General features: G+C 63.7%; 16 protein-coding genes. 5 read left to right on the top strand and 11 right to left on the bottom strand.

All coding sequences use genetic code 11. The features are described from left to right. Positions 1–85: 85 nt before the first annotated feature. From AB5S05_RS16495 to AB5S05_RS16470, 6 genes are all read right to left on the bottom strand, one after another. Positions 86–1,336, bottom strand: coding sequence for an acyl-CoA dehydrogenase family protein (locus tag AB5S05_RS16495; RefSeq protein ID WP_369288609.1), 1,251 nt, complete (start codon positions 1,334–1,336; stop codon positions 86–88). Between the two features lie 345 nt (positions 1,337–1,681). Beyond that, positions 1,682–2,122, bottom strand: a complete 441-nt coding sequence (locus AB5S05_RS16490; RefSeq protein WP_369288608.1) for a CopD family copper resistance protein — start codon at positions 2,120–2,122, stop codon at positions 1,682–1,684. A gap of 4 nt (positions 2,123–2,126) precedes the next feature. Then, on the bottom strand, positions 2,127–3,515 hold the full coding sequence (gene hemN, locus AB5S05_RS16485; protein WP_369288607.1) for an oxygen-independent coproporphyrinogen III oxidase: 1,389 nt from the start codon (positions 3,513–3,515) through the stop codon (positions 2,127–2,129). A 73-nt stretch (positions 3,516–3,588) separates the two neighbouring features. After that, complete coding sequence (locus tag AB5S05_RS16480; protein ID WP_369288606.1) at positions 3,589–4,287, bottom strand: anaerobic ribonucleoside-triphosphate reductase activating protein; 699 nt, start codon at positions 4,285–4,287, stop codon at positions 3,589–3,591. Further along, the gene (nrdD, locus tag AB5S05_RS16475; protein WP_369288605.1) at positions 4,284–4,451 is read right to left on the bottom strand and encodes an anaerobic ribonucleoside-triphosphate reductase; all 168 of its coding nucleotides are present in this window, start codon (positions 4,449–4,451) and stop codon (positions 4,284–4,286) included. Before nrdD ends, AB5S05_RS16480 begins: the two co-directional genes overlap by 4 nt. Before the next feature lie 79 nt (positions 4,452–4,530). Then, positions 4,531–6,552, bottom strand: a complete 2,022-nt coding sequence (locus tag AB5S05_RS16470; protein ID WP_369288604.1) for a ribonucleoside triphosphate reductase — start codon at positions 6,550–6,552, stop codon at positions 4,531–4,533. A 418-nt stretch (positions 6,553–6,970) separates the two neighbouring features. Between AB5S05_RS16470 and AB5S05_RS16465 the strand changes: the two genes are divergently transcribed. The 5 genes from AB5S05_RS16465 (at position 6,971) to AB5S05_RS16445 (ending at position 9,637) form a co-directional block, all read left to right on the top strand. Beyond that, positions 6,971–7,378, top strand: a complete 408-nt coding sequence (locus tag AB5S05_RS16465) for a hypothetical protein (protein WP_369288603.1) — start codon at positions 6,971–6,973, stop codon at positions 7,376–7,378. Positions 7,379–7,547: 169 nt separating this feature from the next. Further along, positions 7,548–7,847 carry a hypothetical protein gene (locus AB5S05_RS16460; protein ID WP_369288602.1) on the top strand — a complete coding sequence of 100 codons (300 nt, stop codon included), beginning with the start codon at positions 7,548–7,550 and terminating at the stop codon, positions 7,845–7,847. Between the two features lie 201 nt (positions 7,848–8,048). Then, complete coding sequence (locus tag AB5S05_RS16455) at positions 8,049–8,633, top strand: class I SAM-dependent DNA methyltransferase (RefSeq protein WP_369288601.1); 585 nt, start codon at positions 8,049–8,051, stop codon at positions 8,631–8,633. A gap of 201 nt (positions 8,634–8,834) precedes the next feature. Further along, a complete protein-coding gene (locus AB5S05_RS16450) occupies positions 8,835–9,143 on the top strand; it encodes a hypothetical protein (protein WP_369288600.1) in 309 nt (102 codons plus the stop codon). Positions 9,144–9,277: 134 nt separating this feature from the next. Next, positions 9,278–9,637, top strand: a complete 360-nt coding sequence (locus AB5S05_RS16445) for a nuclear transport factor 2 family protein (protein WP_369288599.1) — start codon at positions 9,278–9,280, stop codon at positions 9,635–9,637. A 307-nt stretch (positions 9,638–9,944) separates the two neighbouring features. Here AB5S05_RS16445 and AB5S05_RS16440 read toward each other — a convergent pair whose 3' ends face one another. From AB5S05_RS16440 to narJ, 5 genes are all read right to left on the bottom strand, one after another. Next, positions 9,945–10,352 carry a VOC family protein gene (locus AB5S05_RS16440; protein ID WP_369288598.1) on the bottom strand — a complete coding sequence of 136 codons (408 nt, stop codon included), beginning with the start codon at positions 10,350–10,352 and terminating at the stop codon, positions 9,945–9,947. A 309-nt stretch (positions 10,353–10,661) separates the two neighbouring features. Continuing rightward, positions 10,662–11,654: a GTP 3',8-cyclase MoaA gene (moaA, locus tag AB5S05_RS16435; protein ID WP_369288597.1), complete on the bottom strand. Its 993-nt coding sequence runs from the start codon at positions 11,652–11,654 to the stop codon at positions 10,662–10,664. A gap of 93 nt (positions 11,655–11,747) precedes the next feature. Then, positions 11,748–12,617 carry a peptidylprolyl isomerase gene (locus tag AB5S05_RS16430; protein WP_438943590.1) on the bottom strand — a complete coding sequence of 290 codons (870 nt, stop codon included), beginning with the start codon at positions 12,615–12,617 and terminating at the stop codon, positions 11,748–11,750. Between the two features lie 168 nt (positions 12,618–12,785). Then, entirely contained in the window at positions 12,786–13,592 is an 807-nt protein-coding gene (gene narI / locus AB5S05_RS16425; RefSeq protein ID WP_369288596.1) for a respiratory nitrate reductase subunit gamma, read from the bottom strand. Further along, positions 13,585–14,340, bottom strand: a complete 756-nt coding sequence (gene narJ, locus AB5S05_RS16420) for a nitrate reductase molybdenum cofactor assembly chaperone (protein ID WP_369288595.1) — start codon at positions 14,338–14,340, stop codon at positions 13,585–13,587. The genes narI and narJ overlap by 8 nt, the downstream gene beginning before the upstream one ends. Between the last annotated feature and the right edge of the window lies 1 nt (position 14,341).

Below are 14,341 nucleotides of genomic sequence, written 5' to 3'. Positions count from 1 at the left end.
TTCTACAGGCAAGGGGCTGCCCGGCGACTTGACCGCGATCAGCTTTCCGGCACGCTCGACAATTTCCGCCCCGGCAGGCCGCCCGTCAGCGGTTCTCGGGCGGCGTCAGGTAGGCGGCACTGGCCCCGCGCTGGGCCTCGCTGGCCTTGAGCTCCATGCGCGCAACGCTGCGCAGGTGCACCTGGTCCGGACCGTCGGCGAAGCGCAGCGCGCGGCCGGTGGTCCACATATCGGCCAGCGGCGTGTCCGGGGTCAGGCCCATGGCGCCATAGACCTGCATGGCGCGGTCGACCACCCGGGTGTGCATGGCCGGCACCAGCGCCTTGATCATGGCGATCTCCTTGCGCGCCGCCCTGGCCCCGACTTCGTCGATCATCCAGGCGGTCTTCAACACCAGCAGCCGCGCCTGCTCGATCTCGATGCGCGACTCGGCGATCCAGTCGCCGATGTTGGCGTACTGGTGCAGGTACTGGCCGAACGCCTTGCGCTCCTGGCTGCGCTCGACCATCAGTTCCAGGGCCAGCTCGGCCATGCCGATCGAACGCATGCAGTGGTGGATGCGCCCCGGGCCGAGGCGTGCCTGGGCCATCATGAAGCCCTCGCCCTCCTCGCCCAGCAGGTTGCCGACCGGCACCCGCACATCGCGCAGGAGCAGCTCGCTGTGGCCCTCCGGAGCGACGTGGTTGAGCACCGGGATATTGCGCAGCAGCTGCACCCCCGGGGTGTCGAACGGCACCAGGATCATGCTCTGCTGCTGGTGCGCAGGGGCGTCCGGGTCGGTCTTGCCCATCACGATCAGCAGCCGGCAGTCGGGGTGCGAGGCGTTGGTGATGAACCACTTGCGCCCGTTGATCACGTACTCGTCGCCCTCGCGGCGGATCAGGGTCTGGATGTTGCTGGCGTCCGAGGACGGCACGTCCGGCTCGGTCATGGCGAAGGCCGAGCGGATCTCCCCTTCCAGCAGCGGCTGCAGCCAGCGCTGGCGCTGCTCCGGGGTGGCGAACAGGTGCAGCAGCTCCATGTTGCCGGTGTCCGGCGCGTTGCAGTTGAACACCTCCGAGGCCCAGTGCACCCGGCCCATGATCTCCGCCAGGGGTGCGTATTCCAGGTTGCTCAGGCAGGTGCCCGGCTCGTCGTCGCGCAGCGCCGGCAGGAACAGGTTCCACAGCCCCTCGGAACGCGCCAGGGCCTTGAGGTCGGCCATGAACGGCACCGGGAACTGGCCGGCGGCGACCGCCTCATGCCAGGCGCCGATGCGCGGGACTATGTACTGGTCGAGAAAGGCGCGGAGCTGCTGACGCAGCGCCTGGGTGCGCGGGCTGTAGGCAAAGTGCATGGCGGACCTCGGTCGATGACGGCGGATTGGACACGCCCTACCCTAGCCAGCCCGGCGGACAAACCACAGGATCTTCCACCGCCTGAATCGGCGACCAATCACGCCCGCCCGGCCGCCGCCGAAACTTGACCGGGATCATCACGGCCCGCGGCAAAGCTGCTAGCAGCAACCTCGGATTCAGGTAGGGTGGATGACGCTGTTTTCATCCACCACCGCCACCGCAATTGGTGGATGGGTGAAGCGTCATCCACCCTACAGAAGCACGTCGGGTAGATTCCGGAGGCACTGCGGGAGCGCTGTTGCATGTGCTGCGGGACCGGAACAACCGCGTCGGACCCGATCCGCCTACCAGTGGATATAGAACATGCCCTTGGCCAGCAGGACGATGCCGAGCATCTGCGCCAGCACCGCCCAATGCAGCTTGCGGTACAGGCTTGGGGTCATGCGGCCGCTGCGCAGCAGCACGGCGACCAGGCCGAAGCTTAAGAAGACGCTGACGGCCAGGACGATCTTCAGCGTCAGCAGGGTGGCGAAGCTGCTGGCCAGGGGATCGGCCAGGGCCTGGCGGTGCTGCCAGGCCAGGCCGATGCCGGCGCCGTAGACGACCAGCACCACCCAGTGCAGCACCGTGCGGCTGCGCTTGCCGAGGGCCTGCTCGAGCTGCCCGACCGCCGCCGGCTCGAGCTGCGGCTTGACTCTGGCGAGGATCACCACCTCGACGAACAGTGTGCCGATAAAGGCGATGGCCGCCAGCAGGTGAACCACGTGTAACAGCGAATAGCTCATTGGCTCAGACCGTGCGCGAGAAGCGGCCCTTCTGCGCTCCGCCCAGGTAGGCGTCGAAGGCCATGGCCACGCTGCGCATCATCAGCTGGCCCTGGGGCAGCAGCACCAGGGCGTCGTCGCGGATCTCGACCAGGCCGTCGGCGACCTGTTCGTCGAGTTTGGCCAGCGATTCGGCGAAATACTCGGCGAAGTCGATGCCGTGGCCCGCCTCGATCTTGGCGTAGTCGACCCGGCCGTGGCACATCAGGTCGCTGATCACCTCGCGACGCAGGCGGTCGTCGGCGCTCAGGCGGTAGCCGCGGTGCACCGGCAGCAGGCCCTGGTCGAGCCGCGCGTAGTACTGCGAGAGTTCCTTGACGCTCTGGCTGTAGCTGTCGCCGACCTTGCCGATCGAGGACACGCCCAGGCCGATCAGGTCGCAGTCGGCATGGGTCGAGTAGCCCTGGAAGTTGCGCTGCAGGGTGCCGTTGGCCCGGGCCAGGGCCAGCTCGTCATCCGGCAGGGCGAAGTGGTCCATGCCGATATAGACGTAGCCGGCCGCGGTCAGGCGGGCGATGGTCAGCTCCAGCAGTTCCAGCTTGCGCTCCGGTGGCGGCATGTCCTCGCGGCGGATCAGGCGCTGGGCGCGCACCAGTTCCGGCAGGTGGGCATAGCTGTAGGCGGCGATGCGATCCGGACGCAGGGCGATGATCTTGCTCAGGGTGACGTCGAAGCTGGCCACGGTCTGCAGCGGCAGGCCGTAGATCAGGTCGACGCTGATCGACTTGAACCGCACCTCGCGGGCGCTGGCCACCAGCTGGTAGATCTGCTCCTCGCTCTGCACCCGGTTGACCGCCGCCTGCACCTCGGGATCGAAATCCTGCACGCCGAAACTCAGGCGGTTGAAGCCCAGCTCGCGCAGCTGGTGGATGCGTTCGGGGCTGATGGTGCGCGGATCGACCTCGATGGAGAATTCGTGGGCGTCGCTGTCGTCCATGTCGAACGCCTGGTGCAGGGCGTCCATCAGCTCGGCCAGCTGCTCGCTGGTCAGGTAGGTCGGGGTGCCGCCGCCCAGATGCAACTGGGTCAGCTTGCGCGAGCCGTCGAACAGCGCCGCCTGCATGGCGATCTCGCGCTTGAGGTAGTCGAGGTACTGCACCGCGCGGTGGGTCTTCTGGGTGATGATCTTGTTGCAGGCGCAGTAGTAGCACAGGCTCTGGCAGAACGGGATGTGGATGTACAGCGACAGCGGCTTGGGCTGCGGCGCCTGGTTGCTGGCCGCGGCGGCGCTGCAGTAGTCGTCCATGGCGAACGCCTGGTGGAACTGCGGCGCGGTCGGATAGGAGGTGTAGCGCGGGCCCGGGCGATCGTACTTCTCGACCAGGGCGCGATTGAAACTCAGCGATTGGGCCATGTTCGATCACTTGATAGCGTGGAAATCAGGGCGCCATTGTAGGGCGCCGCGCCTCGCCTTCACCTGACCGCGATCAATCCTTGCGCACAACGAAGTGCGGGAACAGCTCGCCCAGGCGCTGCCAGAGATCCTCCACCTCGACCGGCGCCGCGACCCGCGGCAGCGTCGGGTCATGCATGCGCGCGCTGCGCACCAGTTGCACGGCGAAGTGCTCGACGCCGAAGGCGCGCAGGCGCTCGCCTATCCGCCACACCCGCTCCACATCCAGCAGGTGCCAGTGCACGGTAGTGCGGCACTCGTAGGCGGCGCCGCTGGCCAGCAGGTGCTCCAGGCTGCGCCAGTTGGCCTGGCCGCTGCCGCGCACCCCGGTGATCAGCTCGGCCTCCTCGGCCAGCGCCTTGATGTCGAAGCCGACCCAGTCCGCCGCCTTGGCCGCCCGGGCGAAGGCCCAGGGCTTGATCCCGGCGCTGTGCAGGCCGACCTTGAAGCCCAGCTCGCGCACCTGCTCCATCGCCGCCACAAGGCCGCCCTGCAGGGTCGCCTCGCCGCCACTGAAGACCACGGCCTGGAGCAGGCCCTGGCGCCGGCGGAGAAAATCCAGGATCTGCGCCCAGGCGATCTCCTGTTCGCCGCGCGCCGCCATCAGGTCCGGGTTGTGGCAGTAGCGGCACTGCCAGGCGCAGCCCTGGCAGAACAGCACGCAGGCCAGCAACCCGGGGTAATCGAGGGTGGTCAGGGGCACCAGGCCCCCGACCCGTAGCGCCCTGCTCACGCGGCGCTGCCCCGCGCCGCCGCTTCGGTGAAGTGCTGGCGCTCGCGGTGCTCGGACTGCTTGCCCGGGTTGAAGGCGGTGACCGGGCGGTGATAGCCCATCACCCGAGTCCAGACTTCGCAGCGCTGGCGTTGGTCTTCGGGGAGTTGCTGGGTGCTGTGCATGGTGTCGCTCCTTGCTGTGGGGGAAACGCAGAATCGGTGGCGCTGTGGGAGCGGCTTCAGCCGCGATCGGGCCGCACAATCAGCCACAGGCCGGCGCGCTGCAGCCCTGCTGTTTCTGCAACAGCGCCTCATCGCAGCGCGGGCAGAACTCGTGTTCGCCGTCCAGGTAGCCGTGCACCGGGCAGATCGAGAAAGTCGGGGTAATCGTCAGGTACGGCAGGCGGAAGCGCCCCAGGGCGCTGCGCACCAGTTGCTTGCAGGCCTGGGTCGAGGAGATCCGCTCGGCCATGTACAGGTGCAGCACGGTGCCGCCGGTGTACTTGCACTGCAGTTCGTCCTGCAGCTCCAGGGCCTCGAAGGGGTCGTCAGTGAAGCCCACCGGCAACTGCGAGGAGTTGGTGTAGTACGGCGCCTCGCTGCTGCCGGCCTGGAGGATGTCCGGGTAGCGCTTGCGGTCCTCCTTGGCGAAGCGGTAGGTGGTGCCCTCCGCCGGGGTGGCCTCCAGGTTGTAGAGGTGGCCGGTGTCCTCCTGGAAGCGCACCAGGGTGGCCCGCACATGGTCGAGCAGCTGTGTCGCGTAGGCCCGCCCGCCCGGGGTGTGCAGGCCCTCCTGGTCGCCGCTGAAGTTGCGCAGCATCTCGTGCAGGCCGTTGACGCCGATGGTCGAGAAGTGATTACGCAGAGTCCCCAGGTAACGCTTGGTATAAGGATAAAGGCCGGCATCCATGTGGTGCTGGATCACCTTGCGCTTGACCTCCAGGCTCTCCTTGGCCAGCTCCATCAGCTGGTCCAGGCGCCTGAGCAGGCCCTGGGTGTCGCCCTGGTACAGGTAGCCCAGGCGCGCGCAGTTGATGGTCACCACCCCCAGTGAGCCGGTCTGCTCGGCCGAACCGAACAGGCCGCCGCCGCGTTTGAGCAGCTCGCGCACGTCCAGCTGCAGGCGGCAGCACATCGAGCGCACCTGGTTGGGCTGCATGTCCGAGTTGAGGAAGTTCTGGAAGTACGGCAGGCCATAGCGCGCGGTCATCTCGAACAGCAGGTCGGCGTTCTCGCTGTCCCAGGGGAAGTCGTGGGTGATGTTGTAGGTCGGGATCGGGAAGGTGAACACCCGGCCCATGGCGTCGCCTGCCTGCATCACCTCGATATAGGCGCGGTTGATCAGCTCCATCTCCGCCTGCAGCTCGCCATAGGCGAACGGCATCTCCTCGCCGCCGATATGGGGGATCTGCTCGCGCAGATCCTGCGGGCAGACCCAGTCGAAGGTCAGGTTGGTGAACGGCGTCTGGGTGCCCCAGCGCGACGGCACGTTGAGGTTGTAGATGAACTCCTGAATGGCCTGGCGCACCTCGGCGAAGCCCAGGTTGTCCTTGCGCACGAAGGGCGCCAGGTAGGTATCGAAGGAGCTGAACGCCTGGGCCCCGGCCCACTCGTTCTGCAGGGTGCCGAGGAAGTTGACCATCTGCCCCAAGGCGCTCGACAGGTGCCTGGGCGGCCCCGCCTCGACCCGCCCGGGAATGCCGTTGAAGCCCTCGTTGAGCAAGCTGCGCAGCGACCAGCCGGCGCAGTAGCCGGCGAGCATGTCGAGGTCGTGGATGTGCAGGTCGGCCTCGCGGTGGGCCTGGCCGATCGCCTCGCTGTACACCTCGTCCAGCCAGTAGTTGGCGGTGACCTTGCCCGAGACGTTGAGGATCAGGCCGCCGAGGGAATAGCCCTGGTTGGCGTTGGCGCGCACCCGCCAGTCCTCGCGCGACAGGTACTCGTTCATCGACGCTGCGACATCCACCAGCGCCTTGCGGTCGCGGCGCAGCCGGCCATGGCGCTCGCGGTAGACGATATAGGCCCGCGCGGTGCGATAGAAGCCGGCCTCCATCAGCACCCGCTCGACCCGGTCCTGCACCTGTTCGACGTCGATGCTGGGCAGGTCCAGCAGCCGCGCCAGCACCGCCTCGGCCAGCTGCCCGGCCACCGCCGGCTCTAACTCGCCGCAGGCCTGGCCCGCGGCGGCGATCGCCTGGCGAATCTTGCCGAGATCGAACGCGACTATGCTGCCATCGCGCTTGCACAGTTGCTGCGGGGTAAAGGCTGCTACGGGGCTGGGCATATCACCTCCTGACACTACATATGGGCATTTTCTTTACGCAAAACACAAGATGCAGTGAAAGTTACGCGATAAGCGCCAGGCTGCTATTGACTGTGGTCAAGAACCGCCAGCGCCCCCAAATGCCGCTCCAGGGCCCCACGCAGATCGCAAAGCGCCTGCACCCGGGACGCCAGAATGCCAAGCCCAGCCGTGCGATGGACAGAATGCTGGCAAATGGTTAGCGTCCGAGGCGCTGCCGGCGCGAATCGCCCGGTAGCCGGGCTTGCCGTCACCCCTGTCGAATTTCCCTCGGGATCTGTCGCGCTTACTGCGACCGATTCGGAACGGATCAAGGACCGTCAGGACGACAAGGAGTGTTATCCACCAAATGGTGCGTTTAAACGCACCATTTGGTGTCTATTTATAGTTAGGTAATAAGATGAGCATCAGAAAAGCAGCCATCTACGTTTTAGCATTTATAGCGATAGGTCCACCTATTGGCTCGCTTCTATTTTCAATACCCATAACATTATTTATGGACTCAGAAAGCTCTATCCCCTCAATTTCGAGCCCTTCATTTCTGAATATATTCTTGGTCATGGGCCTACTCTCATATTATTTTGGCTGGCTGCCCGCCGCAGCATCAGGAATCACATATGGAGCATTGTTGGGAAAAGCAAGCAAAATTAAGCTATATTCCTCAACAGCAGCAGCTGGCCTGCTAGCAGCTACATTATTTTGTGTAGTTATGGAACCCCAACCAAACTTGAATTATGCATTCCTGCTTGCTCCAACAATTTTTGCATCAGTCCTAACAACTGGAATAATAAATTTATTTAGGCAATAGCGTTACCAACAACTTATCAATGCGTCAGGCACATAGAAGCATCATTATGAGTAATCTCGCCGTTTCATTAATCTCCGTCCGCATCGAGCACGCACCTAACTCGTATATGGACGCTACGTTCACTGGGACGGGCTAAAGCCTGCCCCTTAACCAAACGATAGAGATCCACATGCGCCCACTTGAGCGGCTTGTTGGCATGAAACTGCTTGATGCTGAAGTATCTGCGGATGGTGCAGGCTTTCAATTTAGCGATTGTACACTGGCCGCATTCAACCCGGTATCGCTAAGCAAACAACTATTAGAAATCATCAATTCAGAGGTTTGCGCTGTCTCATTTCAAGAAAGCCAACGCTTTGAGCTTAGATTTTCAAATGGCTCCACCATTTCAATATCTCTCTTACCACAAGATTATTCGGGGCCTGAAGCCTTTTGCGCTACCTTTTCGGACAACACAATAGTGGTTGAGTAATGTGGAGCCCTAACAATGTATATGGACTCTCCCCACAAGCAGTGAGCAATAGCTTTTCCAGTCCTGTCGTCAGTGCGGTTGCATTCGTATATCCGGCCCGTGTTGGGCGTTGCCGCCCTGGCCACTCTGTAGTTCGCACGACGGGGACCAAGCGTTCAATCGATCACCAGATCTACCCGAAATCCTGTAGGAGCAACAGTAATGAGCAATGAATGGGACGAATTTGCCGAGGGTTGGGATGTCGACGCCTCAGTACAAGAATATGCCAACAAGGCGTTTGCAGAGCTTTCAGATTTCATCGGTGTTGATGGTCTATCCGTGTTCGACTTTGGCTGTGGTACTGGCAGCCTTACCCGGCTTCTTAGCCCAAGAGTAAAGAACATCGTTGCCCTGGATGGCTCATCAGAAATGATAAGACTCTTGAGCGAGAAGAACCTAGGCAATGTTTCCACCATTGCAGGCTTCTTGAGCCAGGAGTTGATTGATAGCCATCCGCACCTGGCCGATCGGTTTGACTTGATCGTGGCCTCATCCGTGTGTGGGTTCTTGCCTGACTACGAAGCGACGCTTGGGCTGTTGAAGTCACTGTTGAAAAGCGGCGGCGTATTTATCCAGTTTGACTGGCTGTCGGACGATGACGCCGCGGAGACGGGGCTGTCTGAAGACAGGGTGTTACGCGCACTCAACGCAAACGAATTCATCAATATCCAAGTAAAAAAACCATTCGTCATGAACAGTTCAAAAGGCGCCATGACAGTATTGATGGCTGTTGGGAAGATTGCCTAAGGCACCGTACGAACTCTCCCTCAAGCGGTGAGAAAGCCTTCTCTCCAAGGTGAATTAGTGCGTATATCCGGCCTTGCCCGAACTCTGCGCTGGCAGCCCTACAGTCAACACTGGCATTTTACTCTCGCGAAAATGGGAACCAGCCCCCAGATCAATTGCGATTCACTTGATCACTACGTTAACCATAGAGACCCGCCGAACATGGAAGTAACTGTAAAAATCTTTGAAAATAAAATGCTTCTAACGGCGAAAGAAAATACCGTTACCATTGAAGCAATAAAGCCTTTCACTACTACACGACTGCTGATCGGTACATTTATGCCAGCCGTCGAGTGTTTGAAAGAAGGCCTGCAAAAGATCGGCGCCACTGGCCTTCTTAAAAGGAAGCCGCACCTGATCATCCTTCCGCAAAGCATGACCGAAGGTGGGTTATCTGAAATAGAGGAGCGCTGTTTAATGGAGGTTGGTCTTTCTGCCGGGGCCAGCAAAGTCGAAGTCCGTTTATATTAGCGCGTACAACAACACGCACGAACGCTCTGCACAACCGAAAAGCTTCTATACTTGAACCGTACAAAATTAGAATAACAAGACTGTTTTGGGGCTAGCGATCAAGTTTCTTAACTATCGACAGAAGGATAAGAGCAATGAACCTGGCAGATATAGTACAACGCGGTTGGGAAGCGGCTCGTGCTGGAGAATTCGATACCCTGGTGGCCGACTATGTGGAGGACATGACCTTCGTCATGCCGGGCCAGGCCGACGTGCTGCAGGGACGGCAGGCGTTTCGCGCTGCGCTAGATGGTATTGGCAACATCCTCCCTCCGGGCTTCGAAATCACCGGATTGCGTCAGATTGAAGGGGACAATGAAGTTGTCTCCATTGTCGAGTGGAAGTCCGAGAAGGTGACGGCTTCCCAGTTGGCGGTGCTGTTCAAGTTCACGGATGGAAAAATCCACGAGGAACGCTGGTTCATCGACACCGAGCAATGGAAAGGCGCATTCTGAGTTGGTTTTGAACCCAAGAACGCGTCTATGCCCCCCACAAGCAGCGAGTCATGCAACCGCCCTGTCGCCAGGGCGGTCGCATTCGTCTCTCCGCGCTGCAGTAGCTGCGCCCGCGCGGGCCGTCCCCTAGTTCGAGCGAAGCATGGCGGCAGGTCGAGTTACCCGGCCGGTAAATAGCCCTGCCCCATGATCCCGCATGCGTTACTTAGCCAGTCGCCGTAGCGAATTACTTCCTGCGAGAAAGCCTGAACGACCGGCTCGCAGCGGGCTCTGTTCGCCCGAACAGCCAAGTGCCAGGCGCGCCAGCTTACTCGCGGCCTGTTTCGGGCAAATGGCACACAGCTTCGACGTTGTTGCCATCCGGATCTATGGCAAATGCGCCAAAGTAGTGTTCATGGTAAAGCGGGCGCAAACCGGGCTTGCCGTTATCGCTGCCGCCACTTGCCAAGGCCGCCTGGTGAAAGGCCTGTACGGCCGCCCTGCTGGCGGCGGAAAACGCGACATGCCTCGGCGTGTAGGCTTGCTTGACCTCTATGACCCAGAACGCCGGTTTTCCCTCGGGGCCGAACGCGCACATTCGCTGGGTTGGAAACGCCGGATTCCACTCGGCAACCAGCTCGATCTGCAGGCTGTGGCCAAGGGCGGCCAACGCCTGCTCATAGAATGTCTTGGTGGCCACGTAGTTCGTTGCGTAGGTGCTCAGATGATCGATCATCGCTATCTCCCTGTTGTTAAACGCCCTGCTCTGCGACCGAGCCTAGCGAGGTCCGTTGGTGGATGCCAGCGCCTGCGCCGTCGCCGCTCTCTGACGTGGTGCAGGCCTTCGGCGGGTCAGCGCCGGCAAGGCGGCGTTTGCTCAGGGGCCGGCGGCGGCGAGCCCGCTCAGCGCCTCGCGCAGTTTTTCAATTATCGGCACTGCGCCGGGCCAGGGCGGCGGGCCAGGTAACCCGGGTCCATCGGCCAGCAAGCTTGCGCCGACAAAAAAAGGCCGCCCGAAGGCGGCCAAATGGGAGGGTAATAAGGTTCAGCCGCCGCTGGCGTTCATGAAGCGCAGGATCTGCACTTCGCCACTCGGGCTGAAGTCGTGGCGCAACGGCTTGCGTTGCAGGGCCTGCTGCACGGCGTCGATCAACGGCTGGTCGTCCAGCGGGTAGCGGCGCAGCAGCGCGCGCAGGTCAATGGCGTTTTCCTGGCCGAGGCACAGCAGCAGTCGCCCTTCCACGGTCAGGCGCACGCGGTTGCAGGTAGCGCAGAAGTTGTGCGAATTGGGCGAGATGAAGCCGATGCGGGTGCCCGCGTGGTCCTTCAGGCGCACATAGCGGGCCGGCCCGCCGCTGTGTTCGGCGCTGTCGAGCAGCGCGTGGCGGCTGGCGATCAGCTGGCGCACCTGCTCGCTGGAGCAGAACGACTCGCCGCGCGAGCGGCCCACATCGCCTAGGGGCATCTCCTCGATGAAGCTGATATCCAGCTCACGGGCGATGGCGTAGTCGACCAGGCCCAGCACCTCGTCGAAGTTGCGCCCCTTCATCACCACCGCGTTGAGCTTGATCCGCTCGAAACCGGCCTCGCGCGCCGCCTCGATGCCGTCGAGCACGGTGCGCAGGCTGCCGGTGCGGGTGATGCCGCGAAACCTGCCCGCATCCAGGCTGTCCAGGCTGATGTTCAGGCGCTTGACCCCGGCCGCGGCCAGGGGCTTGGCCAGCTTGCGCAGTTGCGAGCCGTTGCTGGTCATCACCAGCTCGCGCAGGCCGGGCAAGGCGGCGATGCGCTCACAGAGGCCGACGATGCCGTTGCGCACCAGCGGCTCGCCGCCGGTCAGGCGGATCTTCTTCACCCCCAGGCCGACGAACAGCGCCGCCAGGCGGTACAGCTCCTCGAGCCCGAGCACCTGCTGGCGCGGCAGGAAGCGCATGTCTTCGGCCATGCAGTAGACGCAGCGGAAGTCGCAGCGGTCGGTCACCGACATGCGCAGGTAGTCGATCTGCCGGCCGAAACCATCCTGCAGGGGGCTTGTCATCGTCGCTCCTATGGCGGGACTCTTTCGGGTGGACGAGGTTCATCCACCTGTTCTGTTCTGGGGGAAGAGGCTTCGCCGTCTTCCGCCCGACGTCTATTGCAGCAGCGGGGATGCCGCCCCCTCCAGGCGGATGCCCTGGATGTCGGCGGCGCCGACCAGGGTCTGCAGGTACTGCGCCACGGCCTTCTGCCACACGCGCTGGTACAGCTCGCGGCGGATATCCTGGACCACCGCCTGGTAGGGCAGTTGCAGGCCGTCGATGCGTTGGTCGACGAACACCAGGTGGAAGCCGTAGCGGCTTTCCAGCGGCTGGCCGACCAGCCCTTCTGGCTGGCGAAACAGCTGGCGTTCGAACTCCGGCACGGTCTGGCCCTTGCTGATCTGGCCCAGGGCGCCGCCCTGCTCCTTCGACGGGCAGGCCGAATGGGCCAGGGCCAGTTCGGCGAAGCGCTGCGGCTCCTGCTGCAGTTGCGCCAGCAGGGCCTCGGCCTGTTCGCGCCGTTCGCTGCGCCCCTCGATATCGTCCGGCGCGCAGTCGAGCAGGATGTGCCGCGCCGCCAGCAGGGGCGCGCTGACGAAGCGCGCCAGGTTGCTCTCGTAGTAGTGCAGGCAGGCGGCTTCATCGGCCTGCGGTACCGGCACCTCGCGCTCGATCAGGCTGCGGATCGTCGCTTCTTCCTCGCTCTCGCCGGCGCCGGCCTCGATCTCGAGGTCCAGGGCGTTGCAGCGCTGGCGCAACAGCTCGCGAATGACCAACGCTTGGGCGGCGAGGAACATGGCCTCGTCGCGCGCCTCGGCCGGGTGATACTGCAGCTCCTGGGCCATGGCCTCGGGGCTGATCAGCACGCCGTTGACCCGCACCCGCGGCCAGTCCTGCTCGCTGCTGGCGATCAGCAACGGCGCCGCCGCGCTTGCATCGACAAAGGACTCGGGCTCGTCGGCCGAGGGCCGGGCCACGGGCATCACTTCCTGCACCGCCGCCGCCTCGAGCGCTGGCGCGAGCGGCGCCTGTTGCCCACCGCAGCCGCCCTGCCCGGCATTGCCACCACCACATCCACATCCCATCTCGGTTTCCTCGATCAGCTGATAGTTGCGGGAGACGGCCACCAGGGCGGCCGCCACCCTTCGGCGTTAGCGTTCCTTGAGCGGCGCGGCGGGCACGGCGAAACCACCGGCCGGGGCCTGGCTCGGACGCACAGGGGTGGCCTGCGGGCGCGCCACAGGACGCGCGGCCACCGGGCGCACGCCCTTCTGCCGGACGATCTGGTAGCGCCGGCCCAGGTACCACACCGGGGCACTGACGATGTGCACCAGGCGGGTGAAGGGGAACAACACGAACAGGGTCACGCCGAGCACCACGTGCAGCTTGTAGATCAGCCCCACCGAGGCGATCGCCTGCGCGGCTTCCACCGGCTGCAGGGTCACCAGGCTCTGCGCCCAGGTGGCCAGCAGGACCATCACCGAGCCGTCCATGTGGGCGGTCGAGGCGAAGATGGTCAGCAGGCCGAGCACCAGCTGGGCCAGCAGCACCAGCAGGATCATGATGTCCGAGGTGCTGGAGCTGGCGCGCACGCGCGGGTCGCTCAGGCGGCGCTTGAGCAGCATCAGCAGGCCGATCAGGCACAGGCTGCCGAACAGGCCGCCGGAGACCATGGCCAGCAACTGCTTGTTCTCGGTACTGATGACATGGTGGTAGATCGACTCGGGCGTGAGCAGGCCGACGAAGTGACCGGCCAGGACAAACAGCACGCCGACGTGGAACAGGTTGCTGGCGATGCGCATGTAGCGCTGCTCGGCCGCGCTGCGGGCGAACAGCTGGCTGGAGCCGGCCTTCCAGCTGTACTGCGAGAGGTCGAAGCGCGCCCAGCTGCCGATCAGGCAGATGGCCAGGGCGATGTAGGGATAAACCCCGAACAGCAAGAGATTCAACTTAGACATGACGTGCCTCCCGGACCGGCTCGACGGCCGACCCATCCTGTTTGAAATCGACCCAGTGCAGCGGAATCGCCGACTCTTCGCGGACCTTGCCCGGTGCGCTGGCCTGGCCCCCGCAGCGGTCCTGCTGCTCGGCCTTGAGGAAGTCCACGGCCTCCTCCTCCCAGAGCTTGTCGAGGGCTTCCAGCGAGTCGTCGCGCACCTCGGCGGCGACCTGCTCGCGCACCTCGGCCATCGCCGTCTGCGGCTGCACCCCGGCGATCTGCAGCAGCGCGCGGAAGCAGCCGGCATAGGCGCTCTCGCGCTCGTCCAGGCGGGTGGCCAGCAGCGCCAGCAGGTGGGCGATGTCGGCCAGGCCCTCGCGGGCCTCCAGGTCGTCGCGGGTGGCGAGGAACTCCAGGTACAGCGGGATGTAGTCCGGCAGCTCCTTGACGCCGATGGCGAAGCCGGCGGCCTCGTACTGCGCCAGCATGTCGACCATGGCCTGGCCGCGATCGCGCGACTCGCCGTGCACGTGCTCGAACAGCAGCAGCGACAGCGAGCGACCCCGGCCGAACAGCGCACCGTAGTGCTCCTGGCCATCCATCAGGTCGTGTTCGCAGATCAGCTCGAGCAGCGCGTGCAGCGCCTGACGCTGCTCCGGGCTGATCTCGCGGCTGGCCGCGATGGCCTGGTCCAGCTCGTCACGGCCGTCGAGCAGCAGCTCGGTCGGGTAATCCAGCAGCAGGGAAATCACCTTGAGAATCTGCATG

This window comes from Pseudomonas zhanjiangensis, assembly GCF_041027545.1.
In the GTDB taxonomy this organism is placed as follows: domain Bacteria; phylum Pseudomonadota; class Gammaproteobacteria; order Pseudomonadales; family Pseudomonadaceae; genus Aquipseudomonas; species Aquipseudomonas zhanjiangensis.
The sequence above is the reverse complement of the archived record's forward strand: the minus strand, read 5'-3'. Positions and strand labels throughout refer to the sequence as shown.

Coding starts and splice junctions, on each gene's coding strand:
- AB5S05_RS16495 (WP_369288609.1), bottom strand. CDS start 1,336: ATGCACTTTGCCTACAGCCCGCGCACCCAGGCGCTGCGTCAGCAGCTC.
- AB5S05_RS16490 (WP_369288608.1), bottom strand. CDS start 2,122: ATGAGCTATTCGCTGTTACACGTGGTTCACCTGCTGGCGGCCATCGCC.
- hemN (WP_369288607.1), bottom strand. CDS start 3,515: ATGGCCCAATCGCTGAGTTTCAATCGCGCCCTGGTCGAGAAGTACGAT.
- nrdD (WP_369288605.1), bottom strand. CDS start 4,451: ATGCACAGCACCCAGCAACTCCCCGAAGACCAACGCCAGCGCTGCGAA.
- AB5S05_RS16470 (WP_369288604.1), bottom strand. CDS start 6,552: ATGCCCAGCCCCGTAGCAGCCTTTACCCCGCAGCAACTGTGCAAGCGC.
- AB5S05_RS16465 (WP_369288603.1), top strand. CDS start 6,971: ATGAGCATCAGAAAAGCAGCCATCTACGTTTTAGCATTTATAGCGATA.
- AB5S05_RS16460 (WP_369288602.1), top strand. CDS start 7,548: ATGCGCCCACTTGAGCGGCTTGTTGGCATGAAACTGCTTGATGCTGAA.
- AB5S05_RS16455 (WP_369288601.1), top strand. CDS start 8,049: ATGAGCAATGAATGGGACGAATTTGCCGAGGGTTGGGATGTCGACGCC.
- AB5S05_RS16450 (WP_369288600.1), top strand. CDS start 8,835: ATGGAAGTAACTGTAAAAATCTTTGAAAATAAAATGCTTCTAACGGCG.
- AB5S05_RS16445 (WP_369288599.1), top strand. CDS start 9,278: ATGAACCTGGCAGATATAGTACAACGCGGTTGGGAAGCGGCTCGTGCT.
- AB5S05_RS16440 (WP_369288598.1), bottom strand. CDS start 10,352: ATGATCGATCATCTGAGCACCTACGCAACGAACTACGTGGCCACCAAG.
- moaA (WP_369288597.1), bottom strand. CDS start 11,654: ATGACAAGCCCCCTGCAGGATGGTTTCGGCCGGCAGATCGACTACCTG.
- AB5S05_RS16430 (WP_438943590.1), bottom strand. CDS start 12,617: ATGCCCGTGGCCCGGCCCTCGGCCGACGAGCCCGAGTCCTTTGTCGAT.
- narI (WP_369288596.1), bottom strand. CDS start 13,592: ATGTCTAAGTTGAATCTCTTGCTGTTCGGGGTTTATCCCTACATCGCC.
- narJ (WP_369288595.1), bottom strand. CDS start 14,340: ATGCAGATTCTCAAGGTGATTTCCCTGCTGCTGGATTACCCGACCGAG.